Raw genomic sequence first — 17,324 nt, 5'->3', positions numbered from 1 at the left:
AAGTTGATGATTGCGATTAGTATGGAAATACCCTTGAAATTTGAAGCCACTTTGACATTGATTCATTCAGGTTCCCATAGCGGTAAAATTCCCGTTTCGCCGGATTTTACTTGAAATTCACAATCGATGCCGATTCCCGGAACCCATACCAAGTATTCACCGCAGAATAACAGCGGCATACTGCTGCGTTGCCAGGGCGGAATGGCGGTTTCCTGCAGTAAGTTTTTCAAGCTTCTGCGCGGACGGTTGCAAGCCGGTGTAAAACGTTCGCCGCCTGTGCGGACACGCACGGTAACCGATCCGGTTTGTAATTTGTGCCGATCGATACCTTGATTTGCAACCTCGGTAAAACGGATCGAGCCGTTTAAATGTGGCAGTGCTAAACGTGCTTCACCCTGCCAAGCGCATTGATCAAAGTTTCGAGGATGTGATTTTTTATGCAGAATGTAAACGGCGCCTTTAAAACAACGAATTTCGTGATTGCCGAAAGTGATGTGGAGCTGGTTGTCTCTACTTGCCGACAGCAACTGATTGGCAATATCTTCCAATTTTGCCGTGCTGGGAAGCATCGCGCCCTGTTGTGCCAAGGTATAGCGTAGGAGATTTTTTGCACGCGCAAAATTCAGTTTGCGAATGCGATCGATCTGCAGCAAACCCGAGACATCGCAATTCTCACTATCCATTGCCGCCAATTCATCCTGCAGTTGCGATGCCTCGGAGAAGTGGCGGCTGGAGCGCAACAGTGTTTTTGGGTAATTGGGATAGCGTTTTTTTAGTAAAGGAAGAATATCATGGCGCAGAAAATTCCGATTGAAAGCGGTGTCGTCATTGCTTTCGTCGTTAATCCAACGCAATTTATTTTGCTGGGCATAATCTTCGATGCTATGGCGGGAGCTTTCCAGCAACGGCCGCAGTATTTGCGGTGCGATTGCAGATTGCTTTCTCAGAACCGGCATTGCGCTCAGTCCGCGTATTCCGGCACCGCGAAATAATTGCAATAACAACGTTTCGGCTTGATCATCGAGGTGTTGCGCGACGACGATGAAGTCCGCCGACATGCGACTGAAAACGCGATAACGTTCTTCCCTTGCAATCGCTTCGAGGCTCACTCCGGTTTCTTTTTTTATTTGCAGATAGGCGATGTGGATGGAGATGCCATATGCGCGGCAGAGATCGCAGCAGAATCTGCTCCAGCGATTTGCGTTACTGCTGATGCCATGATTGACATGCACAGCGGAGAGCGTAAACGGTATTTGCTTGGATAGTACAGTAAGAATATCCAGTAGCACAACTGAGTCGACGCCGCCGCTCAAAGCAATCGTCAGGTGATCGCCCGGTTTGATATGAGCCAGTAAAACTTCCCGGACGTCACTGATCAGGTTATTCGATTTTGACTTCCTTGAATGAGCCATACGCCATCAGCCGGTCCAGACGTTTTTCCAGAAGCGCTTCGATGGAACGATCTTGAAGTTTGCGCAGCGATTCCTTCAGCACCGCTTTTACCGATTGCATGATGGCCGGGTAATCACGGTGAGCGCCGCCGATGGGTTCGGTAATGATGCTGTCGATCAGATTCATGGTTTTCAAACGATCCGCGGTAATGCCCATGATTTCGGCAGCTTCCGGTGCTTTGTCGGCGCTTTTCCATAAAATCGAAGCGCATCCTTCCGGCGATATGACGGAATAGGTTGCATATTGCAACATATGAATCATGTCGCCGACGGCGACAGCCAAAGCGCCGCCCGAACCGCCTTCGCCGATGATGACGCAGATGACCGGAATTCTTAGCTCCGCCAAAACGTATAGGTTTCTGCCGATGGCTTCCGACTGGCCGCGTTCTTCCGCATCGATGCCGGGATATGCGCCGGGTGTGTCGATAAAAGTAATCAGGGGAATCGAGAATTTTTCTGCCAGACGCATCAAACGCAACGCTTTGCGGTAACCTTCCGGTTTCGGCATGCCGAAGTTGCGGTGAATTTTTTCCCGGGTATCGCGGCCTTTTTGATGGCCGATTACCATCACAGTTTGACCGTTAAAGCGTGCCAGGCCGCCGACAATGGCATGATCATCGGAGAAATTCCGGTCGCCATGCAGTTCTTCGAAATCGGTAAATAAATGTTCGATGTAATCCAGTGTATAGGGGCGCTGCGGATGACGGGCGACTTGTGAGATTTGCCACGGTGTCAGTTTTGCATAGACATTTTTTGTCAGGGACAAGCTTTTTGCTTGCAGGCGCGCAATTTCAGCAGAAATATCCAAAGCCGAATCATCCTGTGCAAAACGCAATTCCTCTATTTTTGATTCAAATTCTGCAATATTTTGCTCAAATTCCAGAAAAGTGATTTTCATGTGGGTTAAGCTATAATCCGAAAGCTGAAATGATACAGGATTTGCAGCCCGATCGGCACGGCTCAGTGGATCAAGCGAATGGTTTCTTTCGCATCGATCGAAAGGATTCTTCTCCGGTAATTAAAGCTGCCGGTGGCAAAAATAAATAGCTGGGGGTTATTCTATGAACAGACGCACTTTTTTACAGCGAATGAGTGCATTCGCAGCATTTCCTGTCACTCCATTGGTTTTCCCGGCGCAACTCAATGCCAGCGGTGTCAATCCGGCCACAATCGGGTTGCTTAATAAGCCGAAAGAGACTTGGCGTCAATGGATAACGCCGGAAGCTTATCGGGTTCTATTTGAAGAAGATACCGAGGAACCCGGAAGCAGTGAGTTAAATTCTGAAACGCGCGAAGGAACCTACATCTGTACGGCCTGTCATTGGCCGCTGTTCGAGAGTCAATATAAGTACGAAAGCGGAAGCGGGTGGCCTAGTTTTACTCAGCCCATTGCCGGTCATGTCGCTACCAAACCTGATTATCAGCTCATTTTTTTGCGCACCGAGTATCATTGTGCGCGTTGCGGAGGACATCAAGGACATGTTTTTAGAGACGGTCCGCCGCCGCGAGGCGAACGCTGGTGCAATAACGGCTTGGCGTTGAAATTTGTAGCGCAAGCGGAGCCGTTGCCGCCGCTTAGAAGCTAATCCAGGAATCAGCGTTGTTATCTGACGATTGCTTTGAAAAATTTAATGGGGGAATTTAAACATTAACAAAACAAAAATTATTTCCTTGGGCGATATCACGCCGCAGGTTTTCTTGCGCGATTACTGGCAGAAGCGGCCTTTGCTGGTGAGAAATGCATTACCGGGATTTAATGGTTTATTGTCGTGTGAGGATTTGATGACTTTGGCCTGTGATGAAGATGCGCAATCGCGTCTCGTCATTCAACGAAAGGGTCAATGGCAACTCAAGCATGGTCCGCTGGAACACGATGATCTGGCGCGCTTGCCAAAAAAAAAGTGGACTCTGCTGGTGCAGGATGTCAATCATTTTCTTCCCTCTGCACGTGATTTATTAACACAATTCCGCTTCATACCGCACGCGCGGCTGGATGATCTGATGGTCAGCTATGCACCCAAAGGCGGTGGAATCGGGCCGCATTTTGATTCCTACGATGTATTTCTGCTCCAGGGAATGGGCTCCAGATGCTGGCAGATATCCGCACAACTGGATGATGAGTTTATTGCGGATGCGCCGCTCAGGATTCTGAAGAATTTTCAAGCGGAGCAGGAATGGGTGTTAAACCCCGGCGATATGCTGTACTTGCCACCCAAGTACGCACATAACGGCATTGCCGAAGACGACTGCATGACGTATTCAATCGGTTTTCGCGCGCCCAGTCATCAAGAATTGATAACGCAGTTTCTGGTTCACTTGCAGGATAATCTTGTAACTGATGGTTGGTATTCAGATCCTGATTTACACCTGCAATCTCATCCGTCACGAATTAGTGCGGCGATGCAATCCCAAGTTAACTCGATACTGAAGAAAATTAAGTGGGATCGAGAGGATATCGAAAATTTTTTAGGTATTTATCTTTCTGAGCCGAAACCCCATGTTTTTTTTGAACAGCCAGAGAAACCGTTAACAATGCGTGCATTTCTGCAGCGGATCGGCGTAAATGGGGTGCAACTCGATTTAAAAAGCAGAATTTTAAGCAGCGGCGGTAAATTTTATATTAATGGAGAAATTGTGGCAGTGAGTGCTGGCGCGTACAAAACGCTGATCAAACTCGCCGATCATTACGAATTGCCGCCTGTATCCGAATTGGATCAAGACACTGGAGAGATTCTGTATCAATGGTACATCAATGGTTATATTAAAAATTAAGCTTAGGGAGGCGCTGATTAATTCGACGAACGTGATGAAGGGCGAGGTGCACGGAACACAACAACCGAGATATATCAATCAGATAGGTGAGGGAATGAGTGCCGCGCAACGAAGCGGACTCGCTCGTGCAGTCAATTAATCAGCGCTTCCTTAGTAAACTGTGAGGCATGCCAAATTTTAATCAGATATTTGTAATATCTTGTTAGTTCGATTATGCTATTACATACAAATCAGAACGAAGAACATGGGAGATTAAATGTTTAGATTTTCACTTGTAGCAATGGCTTTTGCTATTTTGACACTGAGTGCGTGTGAAGGGAAGAAAAGTCTTGATGGTTATCCAATGGATAAACCGCCTCCATCAGCTTATACACCGAGAGATTCTGAACCTCAAGAATTAAAATAAACGGAATAAGCAAATAGCAGCAAAATTTCAGAAATAACACTTCTTAAGCCACAAACTCTCGAAGTAAGGAAGTTTGTGGTTTCTGGTTGATAATCAAAAGAAGATTCACCGAATGTTGCTGGTAAATTATTTTTTTGCCCATCAACCAAATCTCTGGCTTCCATTTTCTTATCGGAATACTAAAATACCATGAAGATGGATTTTCAGAAAACAGGGGATCATTTAGATGCTGTTTTTTATCCGGATGATTAAAACCTGAATAGCAGTTACGGATAGCGATTGACTTTCAGCAAGGAAGCGTGCTTGAAGGGCAAACCAAATTCGTTATATACTGCGCGCTTTATATTTTAAGAACTTTTTATAAGGAAAATCACATGAAATATACTCTTCTGGCTGCATTCTTACTCGCTTTAACGTTATCCGCATGTGGCAAACCTAGCCAAGCATTGCCTGAGACCGAAAAAGCAAACTATGAAAAAGTTATGGGTGGTGGAGAACCAGACGTTAAAAAGTAATAATTTTTCTTTTTTCTTTTTCTGTTTGAGAAATAAAAAACCGCCTTTCAGGGCGGTTTTTTATTTCTAAGCTTGCTTGCCGCTTTAGTTTGGTTATTTAAGCTGCTCATGCAATAGCTTCAGAATACGGCTGGAAGTAGCTGTGCTTACGTCGGTTCCATCATCATTCAGTAAACTGACGGTGCTGGTGTTTGTGCCGGTATTGTGCACTTGGATACGGTATTTTGCCGCTTTTGCGCCATCCTTGTCGCTGCTGCGCCAGAACATAATGTTTGAGAGAATGCCTTCGTCGTCCCCCTTTTTCTTTCTGTCCACATCTGGATTAACGTACCGTACAAAATAGATCCCTTGTTCACGGTTGCGGTCTTCGACGGTGAAACCGATCCGATCCAGTGCTAAACCCACTCGCCGCCATGACCGGTCAAACGCTTCATTCACTACCAGCGAAGTGCCTTCCTTATTGATAAATGCGCGTTCCTGAGTGGAGCTTCTGCCCGTGGTCAATTCCAGTTTGGCCTTTTGTTCCTCAACACCAAAGCGCATCATTAATCGCGATAACATTTCGGCTTCCAAATTGGGGTCAGCCGGGCGCGGCTGCCAGATGGTGCGATTAAGGTTACCGCCTTCCAAAACCTCGGTCATGCCGCGGTGGCTGATATAGACTTCAGTGCTTCCGCTTTCATTGCGTTCCAGCCGGGTGCGGAATTTATCCCGTTCGGCGGTTGAATAAATGCTGTCCAGGAAAGTGGAAAGAAAAGTACGGATGATGTCTTGCGGAATCTTGGCCCGATTCTCAGCCCAATCCGTTTCCATGATACCGGCTTCGGGAACCTCTACTTTGATCAAAAAACCAAGTTCTTGCCAGAATTCCTTAATCACAGGCCACACGATCTCGGGAGGTTGGGGTATTACCAGCCAGCGCTGTGTGCCGGAACGCTCGATGTGCACATTCTGAACGGAGGTGGGTATTAAGGATGTCGTGGCATTTTTTTGCTGTCCGCCGCTATAACTGGAAAAAGTTGTGCTGCCGGATGACCCCTCAGGTATTGAGTAACGTTCATCGATCGCTGGCTGAATAAGATCGGGCGGAATTTCCAGAGGCGGCAATTTGCCCGCCGACTTGTAATCGATGGTTTTGGTATCCGGAAACAGGTCGATCATTTTGCAACCTGTGGTTGTCAATGAGAGCGTCACTACTAGAGACGGTATAGCTACTTTCCGCCATTGCATTTTTGACATCTTACCTCTTCACATCGTGGATATTGGCTGATTGCATCGCTTCGCGCAGCAGTTGATGATACTGACCGGATAAGGGTGTCAGCGGCAGACGGATTCCAGGGCCGATTAAACCCATTTGCGCGACGGCCCATTTCACCGGGATAGGGTTGGCTTCAACGAACAGATCGATGTGTAAACGCAAAAGCTTGTTGTTAAGCGCGCGCGCGGTATTGAGATCGCCGGCGAATGCGGCGGCGCACATGTCATGCATCATGCGCGGGGCTACGTTAGCGGTGACTGAAATCACACCATGTCCGCCTAATAACAGAAAAGCCAATCCACTGACATCGTCGCCGCTGTATATAGAGAAACCGGATGGTGCGCGCTGTAACAGATCGGAACCGCGTCCGATATCGCCGGTTGCATCCTTGATACCGACAATATTCGGGATTTGCGCTAAACGCAGAGCGGTGTTGTTATGAATATCGGCCACGGTGCGGCCCGGGACGTTATACAGGATATGCGGAATATCAACGGCCTCGGCGATCGCCTTGAAATGTTGATACAACCCTTCCTGCGTCGGTTTGTTGTAATAAGGTGCAACCGAGAGGCATGCATCAACCCCGGCATTCTTGGCATAAATCGATAAATCGATAGCTTCACGGGTCGAGTTTGCTCCTGTGCCGGCGATCACCGGTATGCGTCCGGCGACATGATCGACCGCAGTACGCATCAGCAGATGATGTTCTTCAAAATCCACAGTCGGGGATTCGCCTGTAGTACCGACGACAACGACACCGTCGGTACCCTGATCTATGTGAAAATCAAGCAGAGCGCGGAAGCGATCCAGATCCAATCCGCCCTCTTCGTCCATGGGCGTAACGATAGCAACCAAGCTACCTTTAAACATAACAATCTACCCGGTAAAAAGAATGCATTTTACCCGAATCTCATAGCGTTTAAGTATATTCACCACGCTTCCCGGAATATTTTAATGCCTGCCGCCAATTTCGATTACCTGTCCCAATCGATTAACATCAGGGCATTATTCGCTTGTCCGAGTGAAGCTGATCTGGTCATCGCGGCAATCGACGGTAATGGTATCTTTGGCCACAAATTTTCCTTCCAGGATCTCTTTGGCTAACGGATTTTCAATTTGCGCCTGGATCGCCCGTTTTAGCGGACGTGCGCCGAACACCGGATCAAAGCCCGCTTGGGAAATAACGGACAATGCCGCATCGCTGACTTCAAGGTGCATGTCGAGTTTGGCCAATCGTGCTTCAAGATTGTGCAGTTGTATTCTGGCGATGGATTGAATATGTTTTTGATCCAGCGCATGGAACACGACCACCTCATCGATGCGGTTGATGAATTCCGGCCTGAAGTAAGTTTTTACTTCGCCCATAACGGCGTCTTTGATGACTGAGTACGAATTACCGGCCATCTCCTGGATCATCTGCGATCCAAGATTGGACGTCATGACGATCACGGTATTTTTAAAATCGACGGTACGGCCTTGACCGTCGGTCATGCGGCCATCGTCGAGAACTTGCAGCAATACGTTGAATACATCCGGATGCGCTTTTTCCACTTCGTCCAGCAAGATCACCGCATACGGTTTCCGGCGCACCAGTTCGGTCAAGTAACCGCCTTCCTCGTAGCCGACATACCCTGGGGGCGCGCCGATCAGGCGTGCAACCGAATGTTTCTCCATGAATTCGGACATGTCGACACGGATTAAATGCTCTTCCGAGTCGAATAAGAAACCGGCTAGCGCTTTGCATAATTCCGTCTTACCGACGCCGGTCGGTCCCAGGAACAGGAAAGAGCCGTACGGCCGGTTCGGATCGGACAAACCGGCGCGGGAACGGCGGATGGCATCGGATACCAGCCGCACTGCTTCATCCTGACCGACAACCCGTTCGTGCAGCTTTTGCTCCATCAATAGTAGTTTTTCCCGTTCGCCCTGCATCATTTTTGAAACTGGAATGCCAGTCGCGCGCGATACCACTTCGGCGATTTCCTCGGCACCAACCTGCGTGCGTAATAATTTAGGGGCAGCTGCTGTGTTAGCTTCTACGCTGCTGGCTTGTTGCAGTTGCGCTTCCAATTGCGGCAGGCGGCCGTACTGCAGTTCCGAAACTTTTTGCCAATCGCCCTTGCGTGTAGCCGCCTCGATTTCCAGCTTGATTTTTTCCATTTCTTCTTTGACTTGCTGGGAACCTTGCACCTGGAATTTTTCAGTTTTCCAGATTTCCTCTAAATCGGCGTATTCGCGTTCTCTTTGCTTGATTTCATCTTCGAGCAATTGCAGGCGTTTTTGCGATGCCTCGTCTTTCTCTTTTTTCATTGCTTCGCGTTCGATTTTCAATTGGATCAAACGCCGATCCAGTTTATCCAGCGCTTCCGGTTTGGAATCGATTTCCATTTTGATCCGGGCTGCGGCTTCGTCGATCAGATCGATCGCCTTGTCCGGCAGGAAACGGTCGGTGATGTAGCGGTTGGATAATTCCGCGGCTGCGACGATGGCCGGATCGGTAATATCCACGCCGTGATGCACTTCGTATTTCTCTTGCAGACCGCGCAGGATAGCGATGGTGGCTTCCACAGTCGGCTCTTCCACCAGCACCTTCTGGAAGCGCCGCTCCAGCGCGGCGTCTTTTTCAATGTATTTGCGGTATTCGTCCAAAGTTGTCGCGCCGACGCAGTGCAGTTCCCCGCGCGCCAAGGCCGGTTTCAGCATGTTGCCGGCGTCCATCGCACCTTCCGCTTTGCCTGCGCCCACCATGGTATGCAATTCGTCGATGAAGACAATGGTTTTGCCCTCGTCTTGCGCAAGTTCTTTGAGTACCGATTTGAGGCGTTCCTCGAATTCGCCGCGGTATTTTGCGCCGGCCAGCAGCGCGGCCATATCGAGTACCAGAACGCGCTTGTCTTTCAAGCTTTCCGGCACTTCGCCATTGACAATGCGCTGCGCCAAGCCTTCGACGATGGCGGTTTTACCGACACCCGGTTCACCGATCAGCACCGGGTTGTTTTTGGTACGGCGCTGTAACACTTGAATTGCGCGGCGGATTTCATCGTCGCGGCCGATGACCGGATCCAGTTTGCCTTGGCGCGCGCGTTCGGTGAGGTCCAGCGTGTATTTTTTCAATGCTTCACGGCTGCCTTCAGCTTCCGCGCTGCTAACTTGTTCACCACCGCGGATGGCATTGATGGCGCGTTCCAGCGCCGCGGCATTGGCGCCGTGTTGTTTGAGCAGTGCGCTAATCTCGCCCTTGTCTTGCAGCATCGCAAGCAGGAACATTTCTGAGGCGATGAACTGATCGTTGCGTTTTTGCGCTTCCTTATCCGCCAGATTGAGCAGATTGTTCAGCGCGCGGGAGATATTGACTTCCCCGCCGGTATTTTCCACTTTCGGTAAGCGCTGCACGCTCTGTTTGATACTCTCCAGCAGTGGCGCAGTATTAACGCCGGAACGTTGCAGCAAGGATAACGTGCTGCCATCCTCCTGTTGCAGTAAAGCCAGCAGTAGATGTTGCGGCTCGATGGTCGGGTTATCCTGGCCGACGGCAATACTTTGCGCATCCGCGAAAGCTTGCTGGAATTTAGTCGTGAGTTTGTCAAAGCGCATGAAGTTCTCCCATGGTAGGTTATTGTTGCTTAGGTGGGGGGAGAAACGCGAAATTTCAAGAGCCGGTTATTTTACCGAACGAATCGCGCGGATCGTGTGCTTTTGCGGCACCGAGCTGGTGAGCATCGGTTCGATTTCAGCCGCTGCAACCGGTTTGCTGAAATAATAGCCTTGGTAGTGATCACATTGTTGTGCTATCAGAAGATTAAGTTGCTCCTCGGTTTCTATGCCTTCGGCGGTAACATCCATGCCCAGACTGTGCGCCATCGCTATGATGGTGGCGACAATGGTGTGGTCGTTTTTATCGGTGACGATATCGCGCACAAAGGTACGGTCGATTTTGAGGGTATGAATCGGGAAGCGTTTCAGATAACTGAGACTGGAGTAACCGGTGCCGAAATCGTCGATGGAAATTCGGATACCCATGGCGTTGAGCTGGTTCAACGTTTCCACGACTTTCTCAATATTATCGATCAGCATGCTTTCGGTGATTTCCAGCGTGATGTAGTGAGCCGCTACACCGGTTTCATCCAATATCCGCGCAATATTATGGATTAACTCCTTGTCGCGGAATTGTCGCGCGGATAGATTAATGGCGACTTTGGGCACGTGGTAGCCTTGCGCTTGCCAGGTTTTGATTTGCTCGCATACTGTTTTTAATACCCATGCGCCGATGGGAATGATTAAACCGGTTTCTTCCGCCAGTCCGATAAATTTATCCGGGGCGATCAGTTTGTGTTCGGGGTGCCGCCAGCGCAGCAATGCTTCGACACTATGCAACCGGTGATTCGGCCGATCCATGATCGGCTGGTAAAATAAAACCAGTTCGTTGCGTTCCAGCGCGTAGCGTAAATCGAGGCTGAGCGTATGTCTTTCATGAGCGGATTTATTGAGCTCATCGGTAAAGAACTGGTAATTGTTGCGGCCATTCTCTTTGGCGTGATACATGGCAACATCCCCACTTTTTAACAATGTTTCGGCATTGGTGCCATCTTCGGGGAAAACAGCAATGCCGATACTGCCGCCGATATGCAATTCATTCTTGTGGATATAGTAGGGGCGCACTAAAGCATCGAGAATTTTCTGTGCCACTTTGGCCGCATCCAGGGATTCCGCAATGGAATTGAGCACCACAATGAATTCGTCCCCGCCTTGGCGGGCGACGGTATCTTCGCTGCGCACGCAGGTCAGCAGTCTCTCTGCGACCGCTTGCAGCAAAAGATCGCCGATATCGTGACCGAGCGAGTCATTGATGGTTTTGAAATGATCCAGATCGATAAACAGCACCGCCATATGCATTTGGCTGCGCGCATCATGAACCAGCGCCTGTTCGATGCGGTCTTGCAGCAAATGCCGGTTGGGTAAGCCGGTTAGTGCGTCATGCGTGGTCATCTCTATGATGCGTTTTTCCGCTTCTTTGCGTTCAAACCAGCGGCCCAGATCATGTGCAATGGTATCGGTCAGATGCTGTTCGTAAGGTAACGCGAATGGAAAGTCTTGTGTGTAAGATACGGTTAACTGTCCGCATATCTCCCCATTGGCGATAATTGCAGCGTTGAGAGTATCCGGAAGATCATGCTCAAATCCGGCAGTAGTGAACTGCTCGTTTCCGAGCGTGATTGATGCAACGGCGATATCCGGGAATTGTAACGCGCGGGTTAACGATTCCAATACGTTCTGGCAAGTTGTTGCGCTATCTTGATTCAGATCCAGATAATTGCGCACCTTATGCAAGCAGTTACTTTCCTTGAGCCGTTCGTTCAAATCGAGATCCTTTTGCTTGCGAGAAGTTATGTCTACCCGCACGGAAAGGTAGCGATCGATTTTTCCGCTGGAGTCAATCAGTGGCACTATGGTTGAATCGACCCAATAGAATTTGCCCGATTTGTTACGGTTACAGATTTCCTGATGCCAGGTTTGGCCTTTTGCGATAGTCGCCCACATCTCGGAGAAAAACGATTTGGGATGCGTGCCTGAGTTCAAAATGCGATGATCTTGCCCGATCAATTCCTGTTGTGTATAGCCGCTGATCTCATAAAATTTTTCATTGGCTTGAATAATTCTGCCTTTGTGATCGGTGATTGAAATTAAAGCAAGCTTGCCGATGGCGTTCAAATAAGCGGTCAGTTCCGATGAGACTTTCTCGGCGCTATCTTTTGCCTGTATCAATTCATGATGAGCCTTGATCGAAGCATTCTTCGATTTTATTGTCTGGTAGATGAGCGGTCTGGTTAACCAATAGACCACCGCCATGCCGGCTAGAACAAGCAAGGTTAGGTTGAATAAAATCTTTTTTAACTGACGCGAAAGATCACTGTACAGTTCTTCTTCATCCATCTTGAGCACCGCGGCTAAACCGTAAGCGACCGGCAAGTGTGCCGCGACGACGTCAATTTGCCGGTAATCCTTGGTAAATTGAATGCCGTCTTGTCCTTCCAACGCAAGATGTGCCGGTAACGGCTTGCCGTACATGATGCGCTGTATACGTTTAAATTGATTGCCGTCAGCTGCGCGCAAAAAGCAATCCATATCGAGATTACTGTCCTTGACCGGCGCGCATAGGAGAAAATCACCCGTTTTACCGATCAACACAGCTTCAGTAAAAATCCTCGTAAGATCCGGTATGCGCTCTTCGGTTACGATCCGACCAATGTATTGATGGTTGCCATTCAGGATTTGCTGAGTGTTACGAACAAAAAACTGGTCTTGCCAGATTAGTGCCGTCTGAATGCCGGGTTCCGTGTCCAGTTTGATACCCGGACTTGAATGACCGGAACTGACCCCTGCATCCGCGATGAGATTGTCTTTGCCATCATAGATCCTGATACCGGATAGGCGGGTGTTTATTATCTTCTCAGCAGCTTTCGATAACTCAGGAATGTCCGTATGGCCGGATTTACCGCTATGAATTTTTTCCAGGCTGTGAATCAGCGCGATGTTAGTGGAAATGGTCCGGGCATTGGATATCGCGTGTGAAATTTGATTCTCGATCAGCTTGACGGTATTGTCCAACGCGACTCTGAGTCCTGAGGCAGCCATAGCCTCGGTCTGCGGTTGCATGACGCTGTAAACAGAGAAACCCGCTGACAGGATGAGTATGCTCAACGTCAGTCCGCTGATTACACGGATTTTCTTGTCATCCTGATTGATAAAAAAACGAAACATTGTTTGTCGTTTGATTTCTTGACAGCCGGTAGGGGGTTCAAAGCATACATTATCGGTAGTCGGATAATAGACTTAAGCTTTGTTTAAGGGGGGGTTTCTCCCTTTATTCCCGGCATGATGGAAGTGAGCATACAAACCGGCAATCATTTTCAGGAGAGCAGCCGGGCTGGATAAAACACCGTGAGCCCGCTGGAAAACCGGAAGCCGGAAGGTGAATCTATGTTTTTTTTCTGGAAGGTTCCGGGTATGGATAAAGAATATTCAGCGCTACGCTTTTGCCCGCGGTTTCAACAATACGCACATGCTCGCGCTTGAATTCCCTGGCGTGACGCAAGCCGCAGGAATGGGCGATCATGTTGATTTCCTTGTTGACATTCCGGGCGTAGTTGGCAACTCGCAGGTATTTTTCTTCCACCACCAAGCCGTTTTGCAGCCGTTCGTCGTGCGTCGTAATGCCGGTCGGGCAGGTATTCAGATGGCAACGCATTGCCTGGATGCAACCGAGCGAAAACATAAAACCGCGTGCGGTGTTGACAAAATCGGCGCCGGCGCAGAGCGCCCAAGCGCCTTCCGCCGAAGTGACCAATTTTCCGGCAGCGATGACAAAAATGCGTTTCTTTAAATCCGATTGTATTAACGAATCGACGACGCGCGGCAAGGCTTCCGCGATCGGCAGGCTGACGTGATCCATCAAGGTCTGCGGTGCCGCGCCGCTGCCGCCTTCGCCGCCGTCGATAGTCAAAAAGTCCGGTGCGTATTCCAGACCGCGGCGGTTGATACTGTTGCACAGTTCATTGATGAAATTCCATCCGCCGATCGCTGTTTTGATACCGACCGGGCGGCCGGTCAGTTCGCGGATATAGATGATTTTGTCGAGCAGCTCGTCGATGTTATTGATGTCCTTGTGGCGATTCGGGCTGATCGAATCCTGATGCACCGGAATACCGCGGATCGCGGCGATTTCTTCATGTACTTTACCGGCTGGCAGCAATCCGCCCTTGCCGGGTTTCGCGCCTTGCGATAGTTTGATCTCGAAGGCTTTGACCACTTTGCTCAGTTCTTTTGCACGCTGCGGCGAGAAATTGCCGTGCTCGTCGCGGATGCCGTACTTTGCGGTACCGATCTGCATGATCAAGTCGCAACCGCCTTCCAAATGATACGGCGCTAACCCGCCTTCGCCGGTATTCATCCAGCAACCCGCCTGCGCAGCGCCGAGCGATAACGCCCGCACCGCGGGCTTGGAAATGGCGCCGTAACTCATACCGCTGATATTGATGATCGATTTCGCCTCGAACGGCTGTGCGCAGTAGCCTTCGCCGATGCGCAACGACGGCGTCGGCAACTGATCTTCTTCCTGAATCGGAAAAGCGGCATTGACAAAAATGATCGAGCCCGGTTGGCGCAGATCATTGGTGGAACCGAAGCCAACCAGACTGCCCTTATTTTTGGCATTTTTGTAAATCCAGCCGCGCGTGGCGCGATTGAACGGCATCTCGTCGCGATCATTGGCGAAAAAATATTGCCGGAAATATTTGCCCTGAATTTCGAAAAAATAGCGCAACCGCCCGATGACCGGGTAATTGCGCAGAATCGAATGCTTCTTTTGTGTAACGTCCTGGATGAACCAGACGGCGATCAAACCGACAGCGGCCACGCCCAGCATTGCGGCCAAGCTGAAAAAGATCAAGTCAAAAGCGCCGGACATATGCTCTCCTAATATCGCAAGCCAATCGCTATACTAGCCGTTCGATTGGCGGAAGTGAACCACTTGTGTGCACTATAATGCATGGCTTCATGGCAGGTAAGGATAAAAATGCAGGATTTACACGATGAAATTCGCGCTAATGTGCAACGCGCATTGCAAGAGGATATCGGCAGCGGTGATTTGACGGCGTCGCTGATTCCCAGCGGCAAAGTGCTGAGCGCAACGGTTGTCAGCCGGGAAGATGCTGTGTTGTGCGGCCAACAATGGTTCACGCAATGTTTCACATCGCTGGCGCCCGATACGGCTATCGATTGGTTTGCGGATGATGGCGATCGGGTGCGGGCAGGGCAGAAGCTTTGTGAAATTAAAGGTGCAGCGCGTGCGTTGCTGACGGCGGAGCGTTCGGCGTTGAATTTTCTGCAATTGCTGTCGGCCGTGGCGACCCAAACCAAGCGGTATGCCGATGTTGTCGCCGGAACCGGGACGGTGATCGTCGATACCCGCAAAACCTTGCCGGGTTTGCGGCTGGCGCAGAAATACGCGGTGACGTGCGGCGGGGGGGTGAATCATCGCATTGGTTTATACGACGGGATTCTGATCAAGGAGAACCACATCATCGCCGCCGGAGGGATTCAAGCGGCTTTAAGCAGGGCACGCGAAATCGCGCCGCCGGGTGTGTTTATCCAAATCGAAGTGGAATCATTGCAAGAATTGCAGGAAGCATTGGCAGCGGGCACCCGCATGGTGTTGCTGGATAATTTCACGCTGAATCAGTTATCGGAAGCGTTGACGTTGATTCGCAAGCAAGCGGGTGAATCTGTCATATTGGAGGCATCCGGTAACATTACCTTGGATAACGTGCGGCAGGTGGCGGAAACGGGGGTGGATCGGATTTCGATTGGCGGCTTGACCAAAAATATTCAAGCCATCGATTTGTCGATGCGCTTTGTCGAACTGGAATAAAACAGCCAAGGCGGGCGGGATTGTTATTCGGGTGAAGGTTTGCCGGATTGATCCAATGCCAGTAAGTGTGCTTGCGTGTTTTCCGCATCCGAAGCCGGTTCGAACCAAGCGAGGTTTTGATGTAGTTTGACGACTTGTCCGACGATGATCAGGGTCGGCGGGGTCAAATGGGCGGCTTCCGCCAGACTGGGCAATGTTTGCAGGGTGCCGGTCACAATTCTTTGTTTTTGCGTGGTGCCTTGCTGAATGATGGCGGCAGGTGTGCTGTCTGGCAATCCGTGCGCGATCAATTGCTGGCATAGCACGGGCAGACCAAGCAATCCCATGTAGATGACGATGGTCTGATTGGGACGTGCAAGATGCGGCCAATCGAGATCGATGCTGTTATTTTTCAGGTGGCCGGTGACAAACATGCACGATTGCGCGTAATCACGGTGCGTCAACGGAATACCGGCGTAAGCGGCGACGCCCGATGCGGCGGTAATGCCGGGCACGACTTGAAAAGGAATGCGGTATGCAGCCAGGGTTTCGATTTCTTCGCCACCGCGGCCGAAAATAAACGGGTCGCCGCCTTTCAGCCGCAGCACACGTTTACCTTGTTGCGCCAGCCGCACCAGCAGCTGGTTGATCGATTCCTGTTGCAATGTATGGCGGTTGCGTTCCTTACCGGCGTAAATGCGTTCGGCATCGCGGCGCACCATGTCCAGAATCGCGGGTGAAACCAGGCGGTCATAAACGACTACGTCGGCTTGCTGCATCAAGCGCATGGCGCGGAACGTCAGTAAATCCGGATTTCCCGGCCCAGCGCCAACGAGATAAACCTCACCACGCGGCGGTTCGTCTTTTTCCTGTTGCAAGGACTGCAACAAATAATCCTGCGCAGCCGCGTCTTTTCCCGCCAGCACCATTGCGCTGAACCGGCCTTGCAGTGTTTTTTCCCAGAAAATCCGCCGCTTTTCCGGGTGCGTGAAATGTTGCTTGACTTGTTCGCGGAATTTACCCGCCATCGTGGCGAGGCGGCCGTAAGCGGCCGGTATCATGGTTTCCAGTTGCGCGCGCAGTAACCGTGCGAGAACCGGCGATTGCCCGCCGCTGGAGATGGCGATCAGCAGCGGTGAACGATCGATGATCGACGGCATGATATACGTGCACAGATCGGGATTATCCACCACATTGACGGGAATCTGCCGCTGTTGCGCGGCTGCGGAAACCTGCCGGTTGGTGTCGCAGTCGTCGGTTGCGGCGATGACGAGTGTCATGTTTTGCAGCAGAATGGGTTGAAAAATTCCCGCGTGATAGTTGATTTTTCCTTGCTCGTGGTACTCATTCAGCGTGGCATTCAGCTCCGGCGATACCACCGAAACGTGCGCACCGGCTTGGAGCAGCAACATGGCTTTACGCGCAGCGACTCCGCCGCCGCCAACCACCAAGCAAGTTTTATTTTTAATATCCAGGAAAACGGGCAGAAAATCCATAGCAACTTTTCATCCAAAAA

Annotated in this window: 14 protein-coding genes; 5 read left to right on the top strand and 9 right to left on the bottom strand. The window is 50.3% G+C overall.

All coding sequences use genetic code 11. From position 1 onward, the window contains the following. Positions 1-62: 62 nt before the first annotated feature. Both tilS and HRU77_05915 read right to left on the bottom strand, forming a co-directional pair. On the bottom strand, positions 63-1,412 hold the full coding sequence (tilS, locus tag HRU77_05920) for a tRNA lysidine(34) synthetase TilS (GenBank protein ID QOJ20271.1): 1,350 nt from the start codon (positions 1,410-1,412) through the stop codon (positions 63-65). Beyond that, complete coding sequence (locus HRU77_05915; GenBank protein QOJ20270.1) at positions 1,381-2,349, bottom strand: acetyl-CoA carboxylase carboxyltransferase subunit alpha; 969 nt, start codon at positions 2,347-2,349, stop codon at positions 1,381-1,383. The genes tilS and HRU77_05915 overlap by 32 nt, the downstream gene beginning before the upstream one ends. A gap of 163 nt (positions 2,350-2,512) precedes the next feature. Here HRU77_05915 and msrB point away from each other — a divergent pair, with 163 nt between their 5' ends. From msrB to HRU77_05900, 3 genes are all read left to right on the top strand, one after another. Beyond that, the gene (msrB, locus tag HRU77_05910; protein ID QOJ20269.1) at positions 2,513-3,037 is read left to right on the top strand and encodes a peptide-methionine (R)-S-oxide reductase MsrB; all 525 of its coding nucleotides are present in this window, start codon (positions 2,513-2,515) and stop codon (positions 3,035-3,037) included. A gap of 76 nt (positions 3,038-3,113) precedes the next feature. Beyond that, positions 3,114-4,223, top strand: a complete 1,110-nt coding sequence (locus HRU77_05905; protein ID QOJ22077.1) for a cupin domain-containing protein — start codon at positions 3,114-3,116, stop codon at positions 4,221-4,223. A gap of 256 nt (positions 4,224-4,479) precedes the next feature. Next, the gene (locus HRU77_05900) at positions 4,480-4,629 is read left to right on the top strand and encodes a hypothetical protein (GenBank protein ID QOJ20268.1); all 150 of its coding nucleotides are present in this window, start codon (positions 4,480-4,482) and stop codon (positions 4,627-4,629) included. Here the strand turns inward: HRU77_05900 and HRU77_05895 are convergent. Further along, positions 4,614-4,793 carry a hypothetical protein gene (locus HRU77_05895; protein QOJ20267.1) on the bottom strand — a complete coding sequence of 60 codons (180 nt, stop codon included), beginning with the start codon at positions 4,791-4,793 and terminating at the stop codon, positions 4,614-4,616. The genes HRU77_05900 and HRU77_05895 overlap by 16 nt on opposite strands. A 210-nt stretch (positions 4,794-5,003) precedes the next feature. On the opposite strand from HRU77_05895, the gene HRU77_05890 reads away from it, so the two are divergent. Then, a complete protein-coding gene (locus HRU77_05890; GenBank protein QOJ20266.1) occupies positions 5,004-5,144 on the top strand; it encodes a hypothetical protein in 141 nt (46 codons plus the stop codon). A 93-nt stretch (positions 5,145-5,237) separates the two neighbouring features. Here the strand turns inward: HRU77_05890 and bamC are convergent, their stop codons facing one another. The 5 genes from bamC to HRU77_05865 all read right to left on the bottom strand — a co-directional run bounded on the left by bamC (position 5,238) and on the right by HRU77_05865 (position 14,866). Continuing rightward, on the bottom strand, positions 5,238-6,383 hold the full coding sequence (gene bamC, locus HRU77_05885) for an outer membrane protein assembly factor BamC (protein ID QOJ20265.1): 1,146 nt from the start codon (positions 6,381-6,383) through the stop codon (positions 5,238-5,240). A 1-nt stretch (position 6,384) separates the two neighbouring features. After that, entirely contained in the window at positions 6,385-7,272 is an 888-nt protein-coding gene (locus HRU77_05880) for a 4-hydroxy-tetrahydrodipicolinate synthase (protein QOJ20264.1), read from the bottom strand. Between the two features lie 135 nt (positions 7,273-7,407). After that, the gene (clpB, locus tag HRU77_05875; protein ID QOJ20263.1) at positions 7,408-9,996 is read right to left on the bottom strand and encodes an ATP-dependent chaperone ClpB; all 2,589 of its coding nucleotides are present in this window, start codon (positions 9,994-9,996) and stop codon (positions 7,408-7,410) included. A 66-nt stretch (positions 9,997-10,062) separates the two neighbouring features. Continuing rightward, positions 10,063-13,161, bottom strand: a complete 3,099-nt coding sequence (locus HRU77_05870; GenBank protein ID QOJ20262.1) for an EAL domain-containing protein — start codon at positions 13,159-13,161, stop codon at positions 10,063-10,065. A gap of 217 nt (positions 13,162-13,378) precedes the next feature. Beyond that, positions 13,379-14,866 carry an FMN-binding glutamate synthase family protein gene (locus HRU77_05865; GenBank protein QOJ20261.1) on the bottom strand — a complete coding sequence of 496 codons (1,488 nt, stop codon included), beginning with the start codon at positions 14,864-14,866 and terminating at the stop codon, positions 13,379-13,381. 108 nt (positions 14,867-14,974) lie between these two features. Between HRU77_05865 and nadC the strand changes: the two genes are divergently transcribed. Next, positions 14,975-15,829, top strand: a complete 855-nt coding sequence (gene nadC, locus HRU77_05860; protein QOJ20260.1) for a carboxylating nicotinate-nucleotide diphosphorylase — start codon at positions 14,975-14,977, stop codon at positions 15,827-15,829. A 23-nt stretch (positions 15,830-15,852) separates the two neighbouring features. On the opposite strand, the gene cobA is transcribed toward nadC, so the two are convergent. Further along, complete coding sequence (gene cobA / locus HRU77_05855) at positions 15,853-17,304, bottom strand: uroporphyrinogen-III C-methyltransferase (protein QOJ20259.1); 1,452 nt, start codon at positions 17,302-17,304, stop codon at positions 15,853-15,855. Positions 17,305-17,324: the final 20 nt, after the last annotated feature.

It is taken from the genome of Gammaproteobacteria bacterium, assembly GCA_015709615.1.
In the GTDB taxonomy this organism is placed as follows: Bacteria; Pseudomonadota; Gammaproteobacteria; order Burkholderiales; family Nitrosomonadaceae; genus Nitrosomonas.
Note: the sequence above shows the minus strand (reverse complement) of the source record. Positions and strands in the feature narration are given on the sequence as shown.